We start from the raw sequence: 22,705 nt of genomic DNA, 5'->3' as shown, positions 1-22,705 counted from the left end.
TACGGTGCTTTTACCGGGTGCCAGGCCTGCTATGTTTTGTACGACGCAGTACATAAGCCTACCATATTTTCGGCGTGTTGTAGCCCGGTTTCTGCTTGTTCATCCAATAATACTCTGGCGCACATTACGTCTTCGCCCGACCTTGCTGCACATTTACGATCCGGAGCTACTGCCTGTCGCCCGGCTTCTTCAGTTACTGCTGCGTATACCGGTGGTCTATGAAGTTCACGAGAATTTCTACAAGAAGCTGGAGCAGAAAATCGTTACGCAGGGACGATTGGCTACACATTTTTTTCATCGATTCGATGCGATGGCCCAGCGTCGTTTTCACCTCGTCTTCACTGAACACGCTTATCTGTCGACGTACAATCGGTTGACTAACCCGTCGGCTGTTGTTTACAACTATCCGTCGTTGTCATTCCTGGAACCATTTCGATTTCCGTATAGCCCCAATCAGCAGGCACCGGAATTTTTCTATATCGGCTGGATCAGTCTGGAACGTGCTTTCGATACGTTGGTTGCCGCACTGGCCCGGTTTAAACACCATTATCCTGTTTTTAGAATGCATCTGTTTGGGCAACGAACTCTAACGGATGATGACTTGGAGAAACTGCCTGGATTTGCCGACGTTCGGGAACATCTCATCTTTTACGGTTATATCGATCAGCAGCAGGCGTTTCTAACCATAAGGCATACAACTGCAGGAATTGCCCTCCTGAAACCCGTTGGAGACTATCCGGACTCGTATCCAACCAAGATGTTTGAGTACATGGCGCTTGGTTTGCCCGTTATTACGTCGGATTTTCCGCTCTACCGCGATATCGTTGAGCGTTACGCCTGCGGCTTCTGTCTGTCGCCAGATAAGCCCGAACAACTGGCAGATGCGCTTATCTACCTGGTCGAACACCCACATGAAGCACAAATTATGAGCAAAAAGGGACGCAAGGCCATCGAAGATAGATTTAATTGGGAGACCGAACGTCTGAAACTGCTTACTTTGTACTCGCAAATTCTCGAAACGTGATCTGGGCGGTAATCTGTCCAGATTCATTAAACAATTACAATAAATTGTAGTATTGTTCTAATTATCAATACTACGTTTTCCCGGAAGGATTTAACTTTCGGCATTGATTCAGGGTTCCTGAATTAAGTTTACTTCATATTGGCCTGATGTACATTCATGCAGTCAGTCATTACCTTCCTTCGGAAGTAGTTGACAACGAACATTTTACTCAGCTCAACGGTCTTTCCAATGATTGGATTGTCGAGCGTACCGGAATATCAGAACGGCGAAAAGCAGCGCCCGGTGAAAATACAAATACCATGACGCTCGAAGTGGTTAAGCGTCTGCAGGACAAAGTTGATTTGTCTGCGGTTGACTTAATCGTTGGCGCAACGTATACACCTTACGATACGATTGTATCGCTTGCGCACGAAGCTCAGCACTATCTGGAAATAGCGGATATTCCCGTTGTCTCTATCTCAACGGCCTGCTCATCGCTGCTGAACGCTATTGAAGTAGTAGAAGGTTATTTTGCCCTGAATAAGGCAACCCGCGCATTGGTTATCGTTTCTGAGCATAATACGGTCTACAACAACGAGCGGGATACTATGTCGGGCCACCTCTGGGGCGATGGTGCAGCCGCACTCTACATTACCAAAGAACGGCAATCGGAGCACGACTTCGACATAAAAGGATTATTGACGGGGGGCGCGGCTCACTCACAGAAGGCTACTACGGGTGTTATGCTGAAACCATCAGAAGGCGGTGTTAGTATGCCCCACGGACGGGATGTTTTCATTCACGCCTGTCAGTATATGCCTAAAGCAACGCTCGATATTCTCGCGCGGTGTGATGTTCCGCTGAGCGATGTTAATTATGTACTGCCTCACCAGGCCAATCTGCGTATATCACGTAACGTCATGAATACGCTTAACCTGCCCGAAGACAAGCTGATTTCCAATATTCAGTACCTGGGGAATACGGGTTGCGCTGGTTGCGCGATCGGCCTATCCGAGAACTGGGACAAGTTCAAAAAGGGCGAACGTATTATTGTTACCGTTTTCGGCGGAGGCTATTCGTACGGCGCGATGCTGATCGAAGTTTAGATAAAAGCAGGAGGGAGGAAAGGAGAAAGAATTTGCTTGTTTAGAGCAATATTCCTTTCTCCTTTCCTCCCTCCTGCTTTTATTCTTGTTTCTCAGCTTTTACTGCGCATCACCACGCCAGGTGTTGTTCTTTTCGTTGACATCTGGAAGTTTCTCATCCGGGTCCAGCACCACCGTTTTGATGGCCGAAGTCGATCCGTATTTGAAGGTCCAGGTTGCACCCCGCTGCCACACTTCGACAGGTAGGTTCACGCGGCCTTTTTTGCCATTACTCTCCGTAATTTCAACGGTGGCAGGCATCGCCATTTTGTCAAGATTTTCGATGGAAATCAGAGAGCCTTTTTCAGCCGAGCCATCTACGTATTTCACTTCTTTAACGCCCTGATCCAGTTTCCAGGTTTCGTAGAAGAAGCCGCGCCAGAACCAGCCCAGGTCTTCACCCGCAGCGTTTTCAATGCTCCGGAAGAAGTCGTACGGTGTCGGGTGTTTGAACGCCCACTCATCAACGTAGTGTTTGAATGCATAATCGAAGCGCTCTGGTCCCAGAATTACTTCACGTAGCAGTTTCAGGCCCATGCCAGGCTTATAATACGCCAGGATACCCAGCGCACGAGGAGCCTGTACGTCAGGAATGGTCATAATGGGTTCGGTTGGCTGAAACAGCGCTGGTGCAATATCATGCATGGTGCCCCGCTCCCGATCATATTCACCATTATTGAAATTCTTCGTCGACAGGGTGTTGATGAATGTGTTGAACCCTTCATCCATCCAGGGGAATTTCCGTTCGTTGTTTCCTACAATCATCGGGAACCAGTTGTGGCCGAACTCATGGTCGGTTACTCCCCACAGTGCGTCTTTCTTGTCACGGTGATTACAAAAAACTATACCCGGGTACTCCATCCCCCCCACGATCCCAGCTACGTTCGTTGCCACGGGGTAGCTGTATTCGTACAGGTATTTTGAGTAAAACTCGATACAGCCTTTTACGTACTCCGTCGAGCGATTCCAGGAATCGTCAGTAGCACTCTCAACGGGATACACCGACTGCGCCAGCGACGCTTTACCGCTTGGCAGGTTCATTTTAGCCGCATCCCAGATAAAGCCCCGTGACGAGGCCCAGGCCACATCGCGCGTGTTGACGCATTTGAACTTCCAGGTAAGCATACCCGATTTCTTAGGCCGTGAATCCGCGTTCTTCACCTCATCCTTGCTACGGATAATAACCGTCTTATCGCTCTGACGAGCCTGCGCCAGACGCTTCTGCTGCTCAGACGTCAGGACATCGTTTGGATTCAGGAGTTCGCCCGAGCCAGCAACGATATGATCCCAGGGTACAGTGACATTGTATTCAAAATCGCCGTATTCCAGATAAAACTCGCCCGCGCCTAGGTAAGGCAGTACGTTCCAGCCCTGGATGTCGTCATAAACGCACATGCGTGGATACCACTGCGCAATTTCGTAGATGACGCCGTCTTTCCGGGTCAGTTTTCCCATGCGGTCTGAGCCGTACTCCGGAATTGTGAATGAGTACGTCACTTTGATTTTTACCTCTCCGCCCGGTTTCAGCGGTTCGCTCAGTTTTACCTGCATCCGGGTGTCCGTGATGACATAGGGGGAAGCCGTAGCTCTGCCTTTACCCGGCTCGGTGGTTACGCTGGCGATTTTCACACCACCGGCAAAATCAAGGTTACCGAAGCGCCCACCCGAAACCGGCGTAGTTTTAGCCGCCCGTGATGTATCACTGAACGCGTTCTGGTCCAGTTGCAGCCACAGAAACGGGAGCGACTCCGGTGAGTTATTTTTATAACTGATTGTTACGTCGCCCGAGATCAAATTCTTGGGCTCATCCAATGTTACATTGATCTGATAATCGGCCCGATTCTGCCAGTATTTTGGGCCCGGTACGCCACTTGCAGCCCGGTAATCGGTGCCCGGCTGCATGTTAAAGAGTGGGTGAAACAGAGCCAGCGGATCATACTTGGACGTTGTTGATGAAGATGAGCCTGACTGAGCGAAGGCTGTCAGGCCAGCAGCCCACAATCCCGCCCAGAGAACGATTTTTTTCATAAATGTGATAATCCGTTATTATTAAACAAATAACGGAATAAAGGCCTAGAAATGATTAACTGTTAGAGGGATAGTCGAAAATCGAGGCCGTGGTGAGCCAGTAAGAAGACAAACAGGGCCAGCCAGAGAATATCCACAAAATGCCAGTAGAGGGATATCAGACGTAGTTTTAGCTGATTGGGCGGGTTGACGCTGTACACGAATGAATCGATATACGGTCGACGACGCATGGCTTCGGCCAGCACAATAGAAAGCAGGATGAGCCCTACCAGAATATGAAGCAGATGGATACCGGAGATAACGTACACGAACCCTCCAGACGGATTACCGGATAAACCTACTCCCGCCAAGAACATTTGTCGCCACCCCCAGGCCTGCAGAACGATAAATAAAATACCGAGCAGTAATGTCGACGCCATCCCCATCCGGTAGCTGTTAAAACGCTCATGGCGGAACGCTTTATTAGCATTGTTAAGCGTATAACTGCTCAACATAATAGCCATAGTACTCAGCAGAAAAACATTCGGCAATTTAACATCGGTCCAGCCGGGTCCTGTTCTGCGGATAATGTATGTCACCAGCAGAATAGTAAACAGCATAATGCTGCTCGTAATCCCCAACCAAACCATAAAGCGGAACGGCTCGCGCCGTTTCGTCATAAAATTGCCCATGCTGTCGCCCTATCTCTTCAGAGTCTTGTTTGAAAAACGCTGTAATCTGAAAATTGGTTTGTGTCAACCAGGGGGGCATTGAAGATTCCGTACACCGTCGACCCTGAACCACTCATACTGGCGTAAACTGCTCCTAGTTCATATAACTGCTCTTTGAGCCGCTTCAATAGCGGATATCGGGGAAACAGGCTGTCCTCAAAATCGTTGTGTATGATTTTCCGCCAGTTGGTAATTGGCTGTTCGAGTTGGCTACGTAGCGATTCGGCGGGTTGCTGCGGCCTCACCCCTGCGTAGGCTTCGGCGGTGGAAATGCCCAAATTTGGGTATACCAGCACAATGTAATAGCCTGTAAGATCAGTGTCAATTCCCTCGAACACGTCCCCCTTCTCCAGACAGTACATTGGTTTGTTCTGGATAAAAAAGGCACAGTCGCTGCCTAGTTGCCGGGCGTATTCTTCGAGCTGGTGAGTCGTTAGGTTCAAGCCGAATCGATCATTCAGCATCGTCAGGGCAAAAGCAGCGTCAGCCGATCCGCCACCCAGCCCCGCCCCAATCGGTACGTTCTTATGCAGGTGCATTTGTACCGGCGGCAGTGAATAATCGGCCTTTACCAGTGCGTACGCCTTTACACAAAGGTTTCGGGCCGGGTCGCCCGGAATGGGGATACCACTGCTCGAAAAGCTGAATTCGTCGGCGGGGATTATTTCCAGCGCGTCAGTCCAGCCCACCGGGTAAAAACACGATTGGAGGTTATGAAAACCATCGGCGCGTTTTTCGGTAATGCGCAGACCAATATTGATTTTAGCGTTAGGGAAAACAAGCATACGGACGTGATGACGATTCCGACCGCAAAGCAAACAGCAAATTCGAAGACTATTTAATTTCGATCACTTTAAATTCAGTACGTCGGTTCCGCTGATGCTCAGCTTCCGTACATATCACCCCGTCGACGCAGTTGTTGATCGGCTGCGATTCGCCCATGCCGATGGCCCGCATCCGCTTGCGGCTAATGCCCTGCGACGTTAGAAAATTGGCGACTTCGTTAGCCCGCTGAATCGACAGCATCTTGTTATGGGCAGCATCCCCCCGGCTATCCGTATGCGAACGAATCTCGATTACCAGCGAAGGGTAGCGCTGCATGGCGGCAACAATGCGGTTCAGCTCGCGTTGGGCACTAGCCTGCAGGCTGTATTGATCCAGGTCGTAATAGATGTTATCGACCGTAACCACGTCGCCAACGCTGAACATTTTCAGATCAGCATCGATCTCTTTGGGGGCCGACCGGGTCGGTAAACGTTTGACCCGGCTGGTATTAGTGCCATACGACGGCTTTGAGGCCGTCAGGGTATAATCGCATCCCTCCGCCACCTCGAACGCATAGCGCCCGTCGGCTTTGGTTACGTATTCCAGCTGAGTCTGGTCGCATTCGTTACGTAGCCGGACCGTTACCCCTTCGAGCGGTTGACGGTTTAGCTCGCTGATAACCACCCCACCAATTTTCGACAAGGCAGATGGACTGGCGGTATAGGTTTTCGAGGTTGTTGTTCCGATGGTATCGATCAGAACGGTTGGGCGCGTCATAGCCATTTCAAGCCGACTTGGCTGATCGTCGGTCAGGAAGCGGGTACTAAAACCGACTTTTCCGGTGATGAAGCCATCTTTGTTGGCCTCGACGGTGAAATCGTTATTACTTTCCAGGCAAAACTGCACCAGACCGGTACTATCCGTCACCAGCGATTGCTCCGAACTACCCTCGCTCTGGGCTTTGATAACGACCATGATACTGTCGAGCGGCATGTTCGTTGCGTTATCATACAACCGCATGGTCAGATCACGACAGCTATAGAGTGAACCTTCCCGCGTAAACCGGTAAATATCATCGTCCGTTTTATTACGTCGATTACTGCTCAAAAAGCCCCCCCGCCGATTAAAATCCGTAATGAAGCCAAAGTCGTCCATCGCCGAGTTGATCGGCGCGTCCAGGTGGTCGACGACCTGACCATTCTGGCCGTTGGTAAGGGCTACGTAGAAAATATCGAGTCCGCCCATGCCATGATGACCAGTAGACGAGAAGTACAGATTCCCGCTATCGTCCACGAATGGAAACAACTCATCGCCGGGGGTATTAATTGGTTCACCGAGATTGATTGGCTTACCCCATTTTCCGTTTTCGAAGCGGGCAACGTAAATATCAGTTCCGCCTTTTCCGCCGGGCATATCCGACACAAAATAAAGTAGCTTATCGTCCCGGCTCAGGCTTGGATGCCCTACTGAATAATCGTTGTTGTTAAACGGCAACTCTTCAATCGACGACCAGGCGCCATCTTTCTGAACAGCGGTATAGAGCTTCAGTTTGCTGCTATTATCCTGGTTTTTGCCGAGCTTGATAAGGCCGTTGGCGTAGTTAGTCCGGGTAAAGAAAATACGGGATCCATCGCTCGAGAACGTAACCGGCCCCTCGTGGTATTTTGAGTTGAGCGATTCGCTGAAGCGTTTTGCCGGATTGACAGGGCGCGTTCCATAGCCAAGTCCGTCCGATACGTTAATGCCGACATCATAGCCCATGACTGTCCGAAAATCGTTGGCCGTGGCCCGCGTATACTCATCAGCACCGAGTTGCCAGCCTTTGTTTGATGACTCAGGAATAACGCGCTTTGCCGAGCCATCGGGCATAATGTATCCTTTGGCTTTAATCTGACTACGATCTGGAATATAATACAGGTCCAGGTAATTGGCTTTGCTGTTTGCCGAAACAGCAGCACTACCACGGGTACCGCCTACGTACACCAATCCTTTCTGATAGAAGGCCGGGCTGAACTCTTCGCCCATTGTGTTGAAGTCCAGGTAGTCAAGCTTGTACGAGACGTTCTCGTTTTTGTTTTCTCCAGCGGCTGCTACGCCAGCAGGGCCTGGTAACGGCCGAAAGCTGTTTGGCTTGCTCTTCAGATATTGTTCATAATACTGCTGTGACTCCTGGAAGCGTCCATTACCCGCCAGCACCTGTGCATAGCGAAGCAGTATCTGCGGGTTCTCATTCTTTTTCCCCTCCAGTGCTAACCGATAAAACTGCTCGGATTTGCCCGTATCGCCAACCTGTTGGTACGCATAAGCCAGTTGTTCCTGCGCTAGTCCGCGTTGTGTAGGATTGAGCTGACCGGCTGGTTTTGCCAGCAGCTGCGTATATAAATCAATAGCACGCCCGTATGCTTTCCAGCTCAGCAGACGATCGGCCTGCTGCAGCAGCGAATCTGTCTGTGCCCAGCTTACGCTAGAGCTCAAACAGCATAAAATCCCCAATAACCACTTCTTCCAAATTGCCTTCATTAACTGTACAGTCGCCAAAATTTGCGCACCTGGTTTTTCATTTCGTTGAGTTCACTCCTGCCTGATTTGACCCGCTTTGTCAGCAGATTATTTTTGTGTATCGTGCTGGTTTGCAGCTAACAATAACAAACGTTTCTGGAATCTGAAATCGTATTTGTCACCACTCCGTATGTCATAAACTGGTGCGTTCAAAATGATCATCGTAATTGTACACACGCCAGTTATACAACCCATTCGCACGCCTAAACAGCGCATAATCAGTTTTCTATCAATAAACCAGAATTAACAGCGAACCCCTGTTTTTCAACCAGACGAAATTCATGCCAAGCGTTTTTCTGGATTATTAAAGAGTTCTTTTATGATTGAACAGAATTATAGACGCAATTTTGTTCATATATACCTGCACGAAAGTTGGCTGTTGCTGCAACCTAAAAATTCCCTCTTTATCGTCACTAATCATGCCAACTGCCAAAGCAACGTGCCTAGTAGCAGTGCGTAACCTGAATACAGTCACTTGTTACTTAATTAGACTAAGCTGGCAACACAAGTCACCCACGGACCAGATCTGGCCTTGGAAGATAAAGTACATTTAAGGCAAAACAACCACTTACTCAACAAACACAGGAATCAGGAATTAGGGGTTAACCGGTAAAGTCGATCGACACTGGCTGGCAGTTCGTTCTGGTCATGCGTGATGAACAGTACGGTTTTTTCTGGCAGGTCGTCCAGTAGGCGCCGGGCCAGTTCAGCTTTGGTTGCATCGAGTACCTGGAATGGCTCGTCGAGCAGCAGCAGCGGTGAATTTTTCAGCAACGCTCTCACGAGGAGAATCAGCCGCTGCTCCCCCGCCGACAACGTACCAAACATACGGGCGCTTAGGGCCAGCAAACCAAAATACTCGAGCAATGCCTGCACATCCGCTTCGTGCTGGGGTGATATACGGACTGGTACGTTCAACGTATCGGTCAGACCAGTCAATGACACCTGCCGGGCTGTTAAGTGCTGAGGAAAATACAGATGCAGTTCGGGCGATAGAAAACCTATTCGGCGCTTGACATCCCAGATACTTTCGCCGGGGCGGCCACGCCGGTGGCCGAAGATATAAATTTCGTTGGCGTAGGCCTGTGGATGATCGCCGTATAGCAAACTCAGCAACACTGATTTACCAGCGCCGTTCTGCCCAATCAGCGCCCAGCGTTCTCCCGCCCGAACGGTCCAGTTTATTTTATTTAAAATCAGCTGCTCTCCGTATCGAACTGTTACGTTGACCAACCGAAAAGCTTCATCAAAATCAATAGCCGGCGCTGGAGTCTGAAGTTTTGGCGGTGCTGGTAGCATAGCGCGGTCCACTTCTGTCACCCGAAAGTCAGCTTTAGGTCCAGCCCAGCAGATTTTTCCGGCTTCCATTTTCAGCACGTGTGTTACACAGGCTGGAATATGGTCTTCCTCAACAACCAGCATGAGCGTCAGCCCGTGTTCCACCAGCGAGTTGAACCAGACCGCCAGGTCCTGACGGGCATTGGGGTCCAGGCCCACAAACGGATTATCGATCAATAAGCCACTTGGCCGTTGTTTCAGACTCTTCGCAATACGAGCTTTTCGGGTCTGCCCGTTGGAAAGTTTCAGAAAGGAGCGTTCCAGAATGGGTAACAGGTCCAGTCGGGCCAGCAACTCGTCAGCCTCGTGACTATCGCCGATAGCCAGAAACTCCCGTAACGTCAGGGCATCATCGTTTAGGGTTGCCTGATAACGCTGTTGATAAAAATACCCACTGTATGAAAACTGGTAGGATTCTTCTTTGAACGAAACAAAAGGAAGCAACTGATGCCGTACTACCGAGCCCGGTGGCACGGGTGTTTTTCCGGCAATGGCTTCCAGCAGTGTCGTTTTGCCGCTGCCAACATTTCCCGTTACCGCCCAGCACTCGCCTGCGCGCAGCGCGAACGTAATATCGCGTAAAATTATCTGCCCACTCTTGCGGACAGTAGCCTCTGTTAATGAAACGAATTCGTTCTGATCAGCCATAAAAAACCGGTTAAGCCCCACAAAGGTACTTAACCGGTTTTTTCACTTCTATTTAACGTGAATTATGGATAAATGCGTTTTTGAACTGGGATCACAATAGATGGCTTACGGTCATGAAAACAATAAGCGATCAAACCTGCCAAGACATTGATCTGGCTATTAAGCGCACTCCGATGGCGAGTGTGTTCGAGGTCGAAGACCGATGTTAGCAAGGCATTGACCGATTCGATTAAGCCGCGCTTGCGTAAGTTGAGTTTATCACTCAAGGGCATCAAGGTGTTCTTCATCCGGCGTCGAAGCTTGGTTACTAAATGAAGACCTCGCTGGTAAAACTCGGCAAACAGTTTAGTCAAATACCCCCGGTCGCCAAAGCACTGTCCCTGCAAATCCGCCAGTAGTTCTGGCAATAAGCTGGCGTTGTTGTCCGAGACATTACCAGGCGTAATGATAAAATTGATTAACTCGCCGTACTGATTAATGACTAAATGCGCTTTTAGCCCAAAGAACCAGCCCATAGAGGACTTCCCACGGGCGGCCAGGCCAGCAAAGACCTTATTGGCCTGGATGCGATGGTTATCACAGACGGCCAGCGGTTTACTATCGACAATGTAGAAGCCGGTTCGCTGGCCTTGGGCACAAAGCCATTTTAAGAGTACAAAAAGTCCAGGTAGTAAGCGAGGCATACGGGCCACGAATCGCTCGTAACTGATCAACTTGGGAAAATAACTCCTTAGTTGAGCCTCTACCCAGTCTTGGTAATAGTACTGAAAGCATTTGGCCCCTGAATGATGATAGAAGATTGTGATCGCTAACATCTCACTGTCGGTTAACTCGCCCTGTCGAATAGTGGGCAAGGTGCCTTGCTGCATTTGCCACTGGGTCAGGACATTGCAAAAATCATCACAGGTGATGAAGATCTCAATTAGTTTAAGGGCCTTATCTTCGCGAAGCATAGGAGCAGGTGATTGAGTTTTGTTACTTGGCAGTGCAAATCTCGCTATCACTTGCTCACTATGTACTTACTATCAGTCAGTTAAATGGGGAGTTATCCATAATTCACGTTATTTACTTAACTTATCTTGTCGTGCTCATCGGGGCAGTCGTCGTAGTCGACATGCTGCCACTACGCGTACGGCGGCTGTTGTTACCCGTAGATCCGCCATTCACACGGTCTGTTACGTTAGACGGATTTCTTGTGGTGCTTGGCGTTGCTGTGCCCGTATTCATTGAGTTCGTTCCCGTCGAATACGTATTCGTTGGCGTTTGAGTTGTTCCGGTTTGCGGAACGTTCTGGTAGGTACCAGTTCCGGTTGTTGTTCCTGTGTTGTACGTACCCGTGCCGGTGTTTACCGTTGTGTTCGGGTTAGTCACTGGCGGCTGGTAAGTACCTGCGTTTGTTGGCGATGCCGTCCCTACAGGTGTTGTCACACCGGTATTCGCGGTTGGCGGCTGGGTCTGAAATGTGCCCGTGTTTGTGGCGGGGTTAGACCCTGTCGAGTAGGTGCCGGTTGTTCCTGTACCGGTGGTACCTGTTCCCGTTCCTGTTGTCGAATTCGTTACTTGTGCGTTTGCATTTAGGGCGATGCCAGCTACCAGCATCCAGCCCATCAAAATTACCTTTTTCATAGTTGAGTCAAAATCAATTGCCTTGATTACCAATATAAAACAGTATTCCTATAGAGTTGTTCGATTAAAAATTTTATTTTTTTTGAAATCGCCCCGTACGTTTTGGAATACCACAAAAAAAGTGGGTGTTCAAAACGATTGTTTTGAACACCCACCAAAAAGTTACGCTCAGGATGCTTACAGATTTCCCTTTTTCATCTCTTTCACCGCAAAGTCAGCCGCCCGGGCCGTCAGTGCCATGTAGGTCAGCGACGGGTTCACGCACGAAGCCGACGTCATACAGGCACCATCGGTGTTGAATACGTTTTTCACCGAGTGAATTTGGTTGTGGGCGTTCAGCACCGATGTCTTAGGATCGCGTCCCATCCGGGCCGTACCCATTTCGTGAATACCAATACCTGGGTGCTTCGATTCGTCGTTGTAGGCAGTTACATTTTTAAGACCAGCCGCTTCGAGCATTTCGGCTGCGTCGTTCATCATGTCTTTCCGCATCTTCTTCTCGTTCTCGCCGTAGGCTGCGTCGAATACGATCAAGGGCAGACCCCACTTGTCTTTCTGGTCGGGCGAGAGAGTCATGCGGTTGTTTGGATCGGCAATCATCTCACCGAAGCCGCCCAGGCTCATTGTCCATGGGCCTGGCGTTGTCAAGCTTTCTTTGAAGTCAGCACCGAAACCGTCCATGCCGTTACCCCGGTTCCAGCCGCCCCGACCGGCACCACCCTGGTAGCCGAAGCCCCGGACGTAGTCGCGCTTGTCGTTGCCCCAGTTCCGGTAGCGTGGTACATAGACACCGTTTGCCCGGCGGCCGTAGTAGTACTGATCTTCCATGCCTTCGAACGTACCAGCAGCTCCTACGGCCAGGTGGTGGTCCATGATGTTACGGCCCAGCTGATCCGATTCGTTACCCATCCCGTTCGGGAAGCGGTGCGACTTGGAGTTCATCAGGATCGACGTACTCGCAAAGGCCGACGCGTTCAGGAAAATGATTTTGGCGTAGTATTCCCGCACCTGCTTCGTGTTCTGGTCAATGACCCGAACGCCGGTCGCTTTGCCTTTCTTCTCGTCGTACAATATCTCTGATACGATCGAATCGGGACGCAGCGTTAAACGGCCCGTTTTCATGGCCGCTGGCAGGGTAGCCGCCTGCGTGCTGAAATAAGCACCGTAGGGGCAACCACGCATACACTGGTTCCGGAACTGGCAAGCCGCCCGACCCAGATCGTAGTGTTGCTGCTTGGGTTCCGTTAAGTGAGCAACCCGGCCAATGGTCAGGGTACGGGCCGGAAACATCTTCTCGATCCGTTTTTTTGCTTCTTTCTCCAAGCAGTTGAGTTGCATGGGCGGCAGGAAGTTACCGTCTGGCAGCACGTCGAGCCCATCTTTGTTTCCCGAGATCCCGGCAAAGCCTTCAACGTAGGTGTACCAGGGAGCCAGGTCTTCGTACCGGATGGGCCAGTCGACACCGATGCCTTCTTTGGCATTGGCCATAAAGTCTTCTTTATTCCAGCGGTAGCTCTGACGACCCCACATCAGCGACCGACCACCGACGTGGTACCCACGAATCCAGTCGACCTGACGGTTTGGCTTTTCGAGATATGGGTTTTCCTTATCGTTCTCGAAGTGATGACGCCATTCTTCGTTCGCCGTGTAACCGGTGCGCATGTTCGCCCAGTATTCCTCGGCGGCCTGCGTCGTTACCCGGCCCCGGTGTGGGAATTCCCAGGGGTTCTTGGTGGCGGTTTCGTAGCCTTCGATGTGCTTGATATCGCGCCCGCGCTCCAGCATGAGGACTTTAAGACCCTTCTGTGTCAGCTCTTTGGCAGCCCAGCCACCCGATATTCCTGAGCCTACGACAATAGCATCGTAGGTCATATCTTTTACTGCATCTATATTAAGATTCATATCTTTATGAAAAAGTGAGGAGTGAGGAGCGTAAAAGGAAGGAGTTGCTGACACCTTGTGGATGCGCCAGAATGACCCTCGACTTGCTGCGACTCGCGCCTGGTTACTGAATTAGATAGCCCACGCTTTTTGACCAGCCTTGAGCGGCACGCAACCGTCATAACGACCCGGAACCGCTACGTACTCAAGTGCCTGCGTACATCCGATTTCCGAAGTAAAATAGCCCGTAAGGGTCAGGTCTTTCAGAATCGTGAAGAAAGGCGAGAACCGTTGTGCTTTGGCTTTTGGCATCTGCGCATCGGCCTGTGCACCAGCCGACTGCATACTGGCCATATCCTTCTTCTGCTGTTTCGCTTCCGCTTCCAGCTTTTTCACAATCTCAGTCCGCTGCGGAGAATCGAGCTGCGCAAACGCTTTTCCGTAGGCATCCTGGCTCATCTTGTTGGTTTGAGCCAGCCCTTCAAGGAAGCGCTTCTGATCAGCTTCTTTGTAGCAGTCTTTCAGAATGACATCAATGATTTCGTTCACCTTCGCGGCTTTAGCCCCCGGTGTACTGGTTGTTGGAATGATGGTGTCGGCCAGTTCAGCAACCGTCGCATCCTGGTCGGCGGTAAAGAAGACCGGTTTGCCGGTGAGGGTACGCCGGGCCGCCGAGGCCTCAAGTGTATCCGCCAGCGCGGGCAGCGTCATGGTAGCACCTGCCAGCATGGCCACTCGCATGAGGGCGTCTCTTCTATTCATGTGCTTAGAGCGAATTAAACTTTCAATGATAACGATCCACTATAATACAAATGTATAAAAATCAAGGACTGGATTGTACGATTATAGGATTAGGTTTTTAAAAATTTAACTGCAATAGCCAAAACTATAAAGTAATAAAAAAGGCATAATCGTTGTAAAATCAACGATTATGCCCAAATACACAGAATTTTATACCGCGAGACACCGCTATTGTATCAAAAACTCACTTGTTGATTTATTAGCAAATCTGGTCATCCTAAACTGTATTTAGAACTGATCTATTCTGAATTTTATTTAACGCTTTAAACTGCGGTGATTCTAGCCTTAAACAGCCCCTAATTCCTGCACGGCCAGCCAGCTCATCAGACCTGCGCCCGTTTCCAGGGCGGCTTCGTCAATGTCAAAGGTTGGTGTATGTACTCCCGATACAATACCCCGCGCTTCGTTGCGGGTACCGAGTCGATAGAAGCAGGAATCGACGACTTGCGAATAGAACGCAAAATCCTCACCCGCCATCCACAAGTCCAGATCCACTACGTTGCTGGCCCCCATGTAGTCAACGGCCTGGGCGCGCGTCCGACGCGTTAACTCAGGGTGATTTTTCAGGAATGGGTAGCCATGCACGATGGTAAACTCACAGGTCCCGCCCATGGCTTCGGCCATACCTTCGGCCAGTTTCTTCATGCGTTTCTGGCCTTCAACCCGCCACTCTTCGTTCATGCAGCGGAACGTACCCTGGATGGTCACTTCGTTCGGGATTACGTTCGTTACACCGTCGGCAACGAAGCGTCCAAACGACAGTACCGAGGGGCTGGCGGGGGGCCGGTTCCGGCTAATGATCTGTTGCAGGGCGACGATGATATGCGAGGCAATCAAGACAGGATCGATCAGGTTATCCGGCATAGCAGCGTGCCCCCCTTTACCCCGAACTGTCATGTAAATTTCGTCGGTGCTAGCCATGTACATACCCTCCCGGAAACCAACCTTGCCAACTGGAATATTCGGCGCGACATGCTGACCGATCATGCTAACTGGTGCAGGATTTTCGAGCACACCTTCCTTAATCATCAGCGATGCCCCGCCGGGTGCTTTCTCCTCACCCGGCTGAAAGACTAATTTGACGGTTCCGTCAAACTGATCGCGTAGTACGTTCAGAATACGAGCTACCCCTAGCAGAGAAGCCGTATGCGCATCGTGACCGCACGCGTGCATGACGCCGTCAACGGTCGATTTGTACGATACGTCGTTCGCTTCGTGGATGGGCAGAGCATCCATGTCGGCCCGGAGGGCCACGACACGCTGGCCTGGATTCCGGCCTTCAATGATAGCTACCAGTCCCGTATCGGCAACTCCTTCCTGTGGCTGGATACCAATGGCTTTGAGTTGGTCGGCGACAAAGCGGGCCGTATTGTGTTCGTTGAAAGACAGTTCGGGGTGCGCGTGAAGATGGCGACGCGTCTGGATAATGTCGGCAGCGTACTGCTTTGCCAGCGACTTGATGGATTCTTTCATAATTCGTTACAGCGTTATGCTATTGTTCAGGATCGATATTACCCTGGATGGACTCGTAGCTGGACTTGATACGTCCCATTTCCTTCGCCAGAAATGCCTGAAGCTGCCGATTGAAATCGGCCTGTTCTTCCCCGGGCAGTGAGTCGTACAGGTCTTTCAGTTCCTGATTGATAGCCGCTCTTTCAGCATTGTCAACAGCATTCATTGAGCGGTAATGATACTTTTTAAAATCGTACTGCATAGCTAGAAAAAATAAACATCGGACAGCGAGCCGCCATCCGATGTACCTTGATGTATCAACAAGCGCCCGAATAAGCGTTTATTTTGTCAATTCGCGCATCTCTTTCAATCGTGCCCGTTCGATCGAGCCCGAAACAATGATACTTACTTCATAAAGCAGCATCAGCGGCATAGCCACCAGAATCTGGCTGTACAAGTCAGGCGACGGCGTAATTACACCTGCTACGATCAAGATTACAATCCAGGCGTGTTTCCGATACTCTTTCATGAATTTCGGTGTCAGCACGCCCACTTTTGACAGCACGAAGGCTACGATCGGCATCTGAAAAATCAGCGCGCAACCCAGCGACAACGTAACGATCGTGGAAATATATGACGTAATATCGATGTTATTCTGAATCTGATCAGACAGCCGGTAGTTCACCAGGAAGTTTACGGCCAGGGGCGTGACGATATAATAACCAAACATGAGCCCAAGAAGAAACAGGAACGATACGTAAAAGACCCCACCACGGGCTGCGTTCTTTTCCGACTGCCGCAGACCAGGTTTGATAAAACGCCATACCTCCCAGAACGCGTAGGGAAAGGCAAAACACAAGCCAATGAAGAACGAAGACGTCATCGACATCGTAAACTGGTCGGAGAAACCGAGAGCCTGTAGTTTAAAATCCAGGTCTTTGACGCATAAGTCAGCATAGCCCGTATAGTCGGCCAGTTTACACATCTGACGGTACGTCCAGAAATCAGTTTTCGACGGTGCCAGCAGGACTTTATCAAAGATTTCTTCAATGAAGATAAAGGCAACGATCATAAACACCAGGATAGCCCCGGCGGCTCGGATAATGTGCCAGCGAAGTTCTTCAAGATGATCCAGAAAGGACATCTCTTTGCCTTCCGAATCAATTTCTTCGTCGGTCAATTGGTCTAGTGGCATCGAATTAATGAATGAGTGATTGAGTGATTGACCGGGCCGCCGGTGCGGTGATTGAGTGAATAGGCTGACGCACGTATTGTGCTGCCGGAAGATATTCGCTTATTCACTCATTCATTCAAAATTAACTTTTATAGAGCGGGAAAGCTTTCATCCACTCGTTGATTTCCTCTTTTACGGTCGCCAGCGTAGCGTCGTCGTCGTGGTTCATCAACACGCGGTCAATATATACGACAATCTGCTCCATGTCCGATTCTTTCAGACCGCGGGTTGTCATGGCTGCCGTACCAACACGCATCCCCGACGTAACCATCGGCGATTTATCGTCGAACGGTACCATGTTTTTGTTGATCGTGATATCAGCTTTAATAAGCGTATTTTCAGCCAATTTACCCGTTAGACCTTTCGAGCGCAGATCAATCAGCATCAGGTGGTTGTCCGTTCCGCCCGAAATAATTTTATAACCCCGGCTCGTAAACGCGTTGGCCATAGCCTGCGCGTTCGCTTTTACCTGCACGGCATAGTCGTAGAAATCGTCGGTCAGTGCCTCGCCGAACGCAACCGCTTTGGCAGCAATAATGTGTTCCAACGGTCCACCCTGCGTACCGGGGAAAACGCCCGAATCCAGCAGTGATGACATCAGGCGGGTTTCCCCTTTTATTGTTTTAACGCCGAATGGGTTTTCAAAATCATTCCGCATCATGATCATCCCCCCCCGTGTACCCCGCAGCGTTTTATGCGTCGTTGTCGTTACAATATGTGCATGAGCGAGTGGATCATTCAGCAAGCCCTTCGCGATCAGGCCCGCCGGGTGCGATACGTCGGCCAGCAGAATAGCACCTACTTCGTCGGCAATGGCACGCAGCCGGACGTAATCCCAGTCGCGGCTGTAGGCCGAGGCACCACAGATCAGCATTTTTGGCTTTTCCCGCTTAGCGGTTTCTTCCACTACGTCGTAGTTGATCGTGCCGGTCTCCTCCTCAACGCCGTAGAACGTTGGGCGGAAGTATTTACCCGAAATGTTTACTGGCGAACCATGCGTTAGGTGACCACCGTGCGACAGGTTAAAGCCCAGGATCGTATCGCCAGGCTGCAGACAGGCCAGGAAAACGGCCGTGTTGGCCTGTGCGCCCGAGTGCGGCTGCACGTTTACCCACGTAGCACCAAACAGCTCTTTCGCCCGGTCAATCGCGATCTGCTCAACCTGATCGACAACCTCACAACCACCATAATACCGTTTGCCGGGAAGACCTTCGGCGTATTTGTTGGTCAGGACACTGCCTGCGGCTTCCATCACCTGTGGAGATACGAAGTTTTCGGAGGCAATCAGTTCAATGCCCGACTCCTGCCGGTGTTGTTCTTTGGCAATCAGATCAAAAATCTGGGTATCGCGGGCCGATGTTGTAGCGGTTGTCATAGTCAATTGGCTAAAAGCAATTTTGGCTATACAAAAGTACAGCTTATTCAGATACGCTGAATGAGAATTTTGCCCCTCTCCGCTCGGGATAATTCCGCTATCGATCCATTAATTTACGGTTCTTTACTGGTACACCCACCAGGATGGTCTAGTTTTGGAAATGTTTTTGCCCAAAACTTGTTGTTCCAACAAATCAACACTTACCCAAAGCGGTATGAAATCATTTTTTGCGCTTGTTGTGGGCCTGCTGATCAGCGTTGCAGCAACTGCTCAGATTCTTAAACCGGCCAGCTGGACATACGCTCCCGCCAAATCGTCAGCCAAGGTTGGCGACATTGTCGATCTGAAATTTACGGCCAGCATCAAAAGCGGTTACCACATTTACTCGTCGCAGGTTAACCCCAAAATTGACGGGCCGCTGCCCACCGTTATCAGCTTCACCAAAAACGATACGTACGAACTGGTGGGCGCGATCAAACCTACCAGCAAGGTTGACACGAAATTTGAGGAGGTTTTTGAGGGCGATGTGTACCTCATGCATGGCCCCGCCCAGTTCGTGCAGCGGGTAAAAATCCTAAAAGAGAAACCAGTTATCACGGGAAACATCGACTACCAAGTCTGTACTGACGACGATGGGCAGTGTATTCCCGGTAACGACGATTTTACAATCACAGGCTTGACCGTAACGGCTGGTCCGGCCAGCACTACAACCGCCGTTGCCTCGGCTCCTCAGACAGCGTCTGTGGTCACGGCTCCTTCGTCGCAGACGGTCGTTGCGGCTAATACGACCGACGTTCCGGCGCTGACCGCTACGGAGGGAGACACAACACCAACGATTCAGGAGGCAGCCCAGGCCCCCACCGCTGCACTTGACGCCGTAGCAGCCGCTGGCACCGAGCCGACGGATACGTCCATGACGGGGTTCATTGTGGCGGCTTTTCTGTCGGGCCTACTCGCTCTGCTGACGCCCTGCGTGTTCCCGATCATTCCGATGACAGTGAGCTTTTTCACGAATCAACAGGGCGGTCGTTGGAAAGCGTTACTATTTGGCGCATCGATTATTGGTATCTACGTCCTGGTCGGTACGGTGGTATCACGGATCAATGGCCCCGCCTTTGCCAACTTCGTCAGTACGCACTGGCTTCCGAACGTCCTTTTCTTCGTTATTTTCGTCTTTTTCGCCCTGTCTTTCCTGGGCCTGTTTGAAATTGTTCTGCCCAGCTCTATTGTGAACGGCGCCGACGCGCGGGCCGAACGTGGTGGTCTGGGTGGCGTATTCTTTATGGCGTTTACACTGGTGCTGGTGTCTTTTTCCTGCACCGGCCCGATCGTAGGCAGCCTATTGGTCGCTTCGGCGGGTGGCGAAGTAGTCAAACCGATTATTGGGATGACAGCCTTCTCGTCGGCCTTTGCGATTCCATTCACGTTGTTTGCCGCTTTTCCGCAATGGCTCAAAAGCATGCCAAAATCGGGTGGCTGGCTGAACTCGGTAAAAGTCATTCTGGGCTTCCTGGAGCTGGCATTAGCCCTTAAATTTTTGAGTATTGCCGACCAGGTCTACCACTGGGGTCTGCTCGACCGTGAAGTGTTCCTGTCGTTCTGGATCGTGATTTTCTCGCTGATCGGTTTCTACTTCCTTGGCAAACTAAAGCTACCACACGATAGTCCGATGGCGTCCGTTAGCGTACCCCGTCTGCTGATGGCTATCGTTACATTCGCATTCGTTGTGTACATGATTCCGGGTCTATGGGGTGCTCCGCTGAAAGCCCTTTCGGGTTATCTTCCTCCAGAAACGTCCCAGGATTTCAATCTAACGAGCCAGCAAACGGTAGGTGCTGCACCAGCCAATCAGCTTGGAGAAACTCCCAAATACGCGGATCTCTTTCATCTGCCGCACGGTCTACAAGGGTTCTTCGATTACAAACAAGCGCTGGCTTACGCGAAGAAAACCAATAAACCAGTTTTCATTGATTTCACGGGTCATGGCTGCGTAAACTGCCGCGAAATGGAAGCCCGCGTTTGGTCTGACCCGGCGGTATTGTCCCGCCTGAACAATGATTTCGTTGTTGTGGCGCTCTACGTCGACGACAAAACAGAACTCCCCGAAAGCGAGTGGTACACGTCGACCTACGACGGGAAAGTGAAGAAAACCATCGGTGCACAAAACGCCGATTTGCAGATCACGAAATACAATAACAATGCCCAGCCGCACTATTGCCTGGTCGACAGTGACGGCAAGCTACTGGTAGCCCCTAAAAATTACGACCGAAGTATCCAGCAATTTGTTTCGTTCCTGGATTCCGGTAAAGCGAAGAGCTAAGTATTACGTGCCAAGAAATGCAAAAACGGCGGTGGTCATCCATCGCCGTTTTTGCTGACAGGCTATTTTTCGTACTCTATTTTTTACCTGGCTTGGGCAAAACCTGGTGCGTTTTAGCCCACTGTTTCCATTTGCCTTCCAGCTCCCGAACTTTTTCCGGGTGGCGGGACGCTACGTTCTCGGTTTCGGTTTGGTCGTTATCCAGATTGAATAATTTCCAGGTCGTGTCAGTGCCAGCAGCAACAAGCTTCCAGTTTCCCGAGCGGGCATAGCGGGCGTTAAAGTGTTCGTTAAAAAGAGTTTGGTGGCCAGTAGCCGCTTTCTGTTTGAACGAAGGCATTAAGCTGAGCCCCGTCGTTGGCGTGATCGTGTGGCCTTTGTACGATTTAGGATAGGTTGCACCAGCCATCTCAACGAAAGTCGCCATAAAATCCATAACGTGGCCCATCTGCGGGCTGAAGCTGCCTTTCTTCGCCGTAATGCCTTTCGGCCAGAAGGCGACCAAGGGCGTCCGAACACCTCCTTCGTAGGATTCGGCTTTCCAGTATTGGTAAGGCGTGTTTGCTACGTTAGCCCAGCGTTGACCAATGGATGCATATACCGTCTCCGGACCGGGCATATCCCGTTTTTTCAGATCATACGAAATCGGGCGACCGTCGCGGGTCTGGTTTGGGCGGTCGAAGCCGGGACCGTAAGCCGCGCTGTTTTCCGGACTTGCCCCATTGTCTGACAGGAATAGAACCAGCGTATTGTCGAGTTGGCCGTTTTTCCGCAGCGCGTCCAGTATGCGCCCGATCCCCTGATCCATCCGATCAATCATAGCCGCGTGAACCGCCATGGCTCGGGCGTCCCACTCCTTATCCGGGTTATTTGCCCAGGTCAGATCGTCTTTCCAGCGCTTTGACAGCTTCGTTTTAGCCGGGTCGATCAGCCCGAGCTTGATCATTTTCTGGTACCGTGCTTCGCGAATGGCATCCCAGCCATCTTTGTACGTGTCTTTATATTTCTCGATCTCCTCATCCGGCGCCATCAGCGGCCAATGGGGGGCGGTATGCGCCACGTACATAAAAAACGGCGCGTCCGATTTTGCGTAACTATTGATGTAGGCCACCGCCGTATCGTTGATCGCATCCGTATGGTAATAATTCTTCGGAACACTCTTGATCGGCTTGGTACCACTCACCAGGCTGAACGGATCGAAGAAATCGACTACCCCCCAGATGTTGCCGAAGAATTTATCGAAGCCCCGGCTGGTTGGATACTGGCTGAGGGGCGAGAAGTCGCCGAAATCTTTCTGATGGTTCAGCCAGTCCAGCTGATCCTGCGGATTTTTCTGTCCGTTGGTGTTCGATACGTGCCACTTTCCGGACATTGCCGTCTGATAGCCCGCCGTCTTCAGCACTTCAGCCAAGGTAACAGCATTGTCGGTCAGGTGGCCCTGATAACCCGGTTCGTTCTCCGCATCGGTCATTTTGCCGATACCCGCCTGGTGGTTATACAGCCCCGTCAGCAGCGATGCCCGGGTTGGGCAGCAACGGGACGTATTGTAAAACTGCGTGTAGCGGATGCCGTTCTGCGCCAGAAAATCGATATTCGGTGTCCTGATTTCCCCGCCATAACAGCCCAGATCCGAAAAACCCAGGTCGTCGGCCATGATTAAAATAATATTGGGCCGACGACTGGCATTGGGTCTGGGCTGATCATTGCCAACGCGCTTAAGAAGGCCCACTGCAGCCAGAGCAAGAACAGGAAACGATAAAGCGAAAAGCCTTTTCTTCATGCATTCGTTGGTTATTTTACCAAATACGACCGTTCGTGGG

The 22,705-nt window shown here is 50.8% G+C and carries 17 protein-coding genes; 3 read left to right on the top strand and 14 right to left on the bottom strand.

Features of this window, described 5'->3' with window-relative positions:
• The first annotated feature begins 142 nt into the window (after positions 1-142).
• Together HU175_RS04480 and HU175_RS04475 are read left to right on the top strand one after the other, a co-directional pair.
• A complete protein-coding gene (locus HU175_RS04480) occupies positions 143-1,024 on the top strand; it encodes a glycosyltransferase (protein ID WP_228724315.1) in 882 nt (293 codons plus the stop codon).
• Between the two features lie 146 nt (positions 1,025-1,170).
• Complete coding sequence (locus HU175_RS04475) at positions 1,171-2,109, top strand: 3-oxoacyl-ACP synthase III family protein (RefSeq protein ID WP_176565445.1); 939 nt, start codon at positions 1,171-1,173, stop codon at positions 2,107-2,109.
• Positions 2,110-2,208: 99 nt separating this feature from the next.
• On the opposite strand, the gene HU175_RS04470 is transcribed toward HU175_RS04475, so the two are convergent.
• From HU175_RS04470 to glyA, 13 genes are all read right to left on the bottom strand, one after another.
• Positions 2,209-4,176, bottom strand: coding sequence for a M1 family metallopeptidase (locus HU175_RS04470; protein ID WP_176565444.1), 1,968 nt, complete (start codon positions 4,174-4,176; stop codon positions 2,209-2,211).
• Positions 4,177-4,238: 62 nt separating this feature from the next.
• Entirely contained in the window at positions 4,239-4,847 is a 609-nt protein-coding gene (locus HU175_RS04465) for a heme-copper oxidase subunit III (protein ID WP_176565443.1), read from the bottom strand.
• 17 nt (positions 4,848-4,864) lie between these two features.
• Positions 4,865-5,671 (bottom strand): 4-(cytidine 5'-diphospho)-2-C-methyl-D-erythritol kinase, encoded by an 807-nt coding sequence (gene ispE, locus HU175_RS04460; protein ID WP_176565442.1) that lies wholly within the window; start codon positions 5,669-5,671, stop codon positions 4,865-4,867.
• Positions 5,672-5,720: 49 nt separating this feature from the next.
• On the bottom strand, positions 5,721-8,126 hold the full coding sequence (locus HU175_RS04455; protein WP_228724314.1) for an OmpA family protein: 2,406 nt from the start codon (positions 8,124-8,126) through the stop codon (positions 5,721-5,723).
• 672 nt (positions 8,127-8,798) lie between these two features.
• Entirely contained in the window at positions 8,799-10,196 is a 1,398-nt protein-coding gene (locus tag HU175_RS04450) for an ATP-binding cassette domain-containing protein (RefSeq protein WP_176565440.1), read from the bottom strand.
• 62 nt (positions 10,197-10,258) lie between these two features.
• Positions 10,259-11,149, bottom strand: a complete 891-nt coding sequence (locus HU175_RS04445; protein WP_176565439.1) for an IS982 family transposase — start codon at positions 11,147-11,149, stop codon at positions 10,259-10,261.
• A gap of 121 nt (positions 11,150-11,270) precedes the next feature.
• Positions 11,271-11,822, bottom strand: a complete 552-nt coding sequence (locus HU175_RS04440) for a hypothetical protein (protein WP_176565438.1) — start codon at positions 11,820-11,822, stop codon at positions 11,271-11,273.
• Positions 11,823-11,999: 177 nt separating this feature from the next.
• A complete protein-coding gene (locus HU175_RS04435; protein WP_176565437.1) occupies positions 12,000-13,724 on the bottom strand; it encodes a GMC oxidoreductase in 1,725 nt (574 codons plus the stop codon).
• 111 nt (positions 13,725-13,835) lie between these two features.
• Complete coding sequence (locus HU175_RS04430; RefSeq protein WP_228724313.1) at positions 13,836-14,465, bottom strand: gluconate 2-dehydrogenase subunit 3 family protein; 630 nt, start codon at positions 14,463-14,465, stop codon at positions 13,836-13,838.
• A 324-nt stretch (positions 14,466-14,789) separates the two neighbouring features.
• On the bottom strand, positions 14,790-15,977 hold the full coding sequence (locus tag HU175_RS04425; RefSeq protein WP_176565436.1) for a M20 family metallopeptidase: 1,188 nt from the start codon (positions 15,975-15,977) through the stop codon (positions 14,790-14,792).
• 19 nt (positions 15,978-15,996) lie between these two features.
• On the bottom strand, positions 15,997-16,218 hold the full coding sequence (locus tag HU175_RS04420; RefSeq protein ID WP_176565435.1) for a hypothetical protein: 222 nt from the start codon (positions 16,216-16,218) through the stop codon (positions 15,997-15,999).
• Positions 16,219-16,296: 78 nt separating this feature from the next.
• A complete protein-coding gene (tatC, locus tag HU175_RS04415) occupies positions 16,297-17,151 on the bottom strand; it encodes a twin-arginine translocase subunit TatC (RefSeq protein WP_176565434.1) in 855 nt (284 codons plus the stop codon).
• A 121-nt stretch (positions 17,152-17,272) separates the two neighbouring features.
• A complete protein-coding gene (glyA, locus tag HU175_RS04410; RefSeq protein ID WP_176565433.1) occupies positions 17,273-18,565 on the bottom strand; it encodes a serine hydroxymethyltransferase in 1,293 nt (430 codons plus the stop codon).
• Positions 18,566-18,779: 214 nt separating this feature from the next.
• Here glyA and HU175_RS04405 point away from each other — a divergent pair, with 214 nt between their 5' ends.
• A complete protein-coding gene (locus tag HU175_RS04405) occupies positions 18,780-20,885 on the top strand; it encodes a cytochrome c biogenesis protein CcdA (RefSeq protein ID WP_176565432.1) in 2,106 nt (701 codons plus the stop codon).
• A gap of 76 nt (positions 20,886-20,961) precedes the next feature.
• Here HU175_RS04405 and HU175_RS04400 read toward each other — a convergent pair whose 3' ends face one another.
• On the bottom strand, positions 20,962-22,665 hold the full coding sequence (locus HU175_RS04400) for an arylsulfatase (RefSeq protein ID WP_176565431.1): 1,704 nt from the start codon (positions 22,663-22,665) through the stop codon (positions 20,962-20,964).
• Between the last annotated feature and the right edge of the window lie 40 nt (positions 22,666-22,705).

This window comes from Spirosoma sp. KUDC1026, assembly GCF_013375035.1.
Classification (GTDB): domain Bacteria; phylum Bacteroidota; class Bacteroidia; order Cytophagales; family Spirosomataceae; genus Spirosoma.
This window is presented reverse-complemented; position numbering and strand designations above follow the sequence as displayed.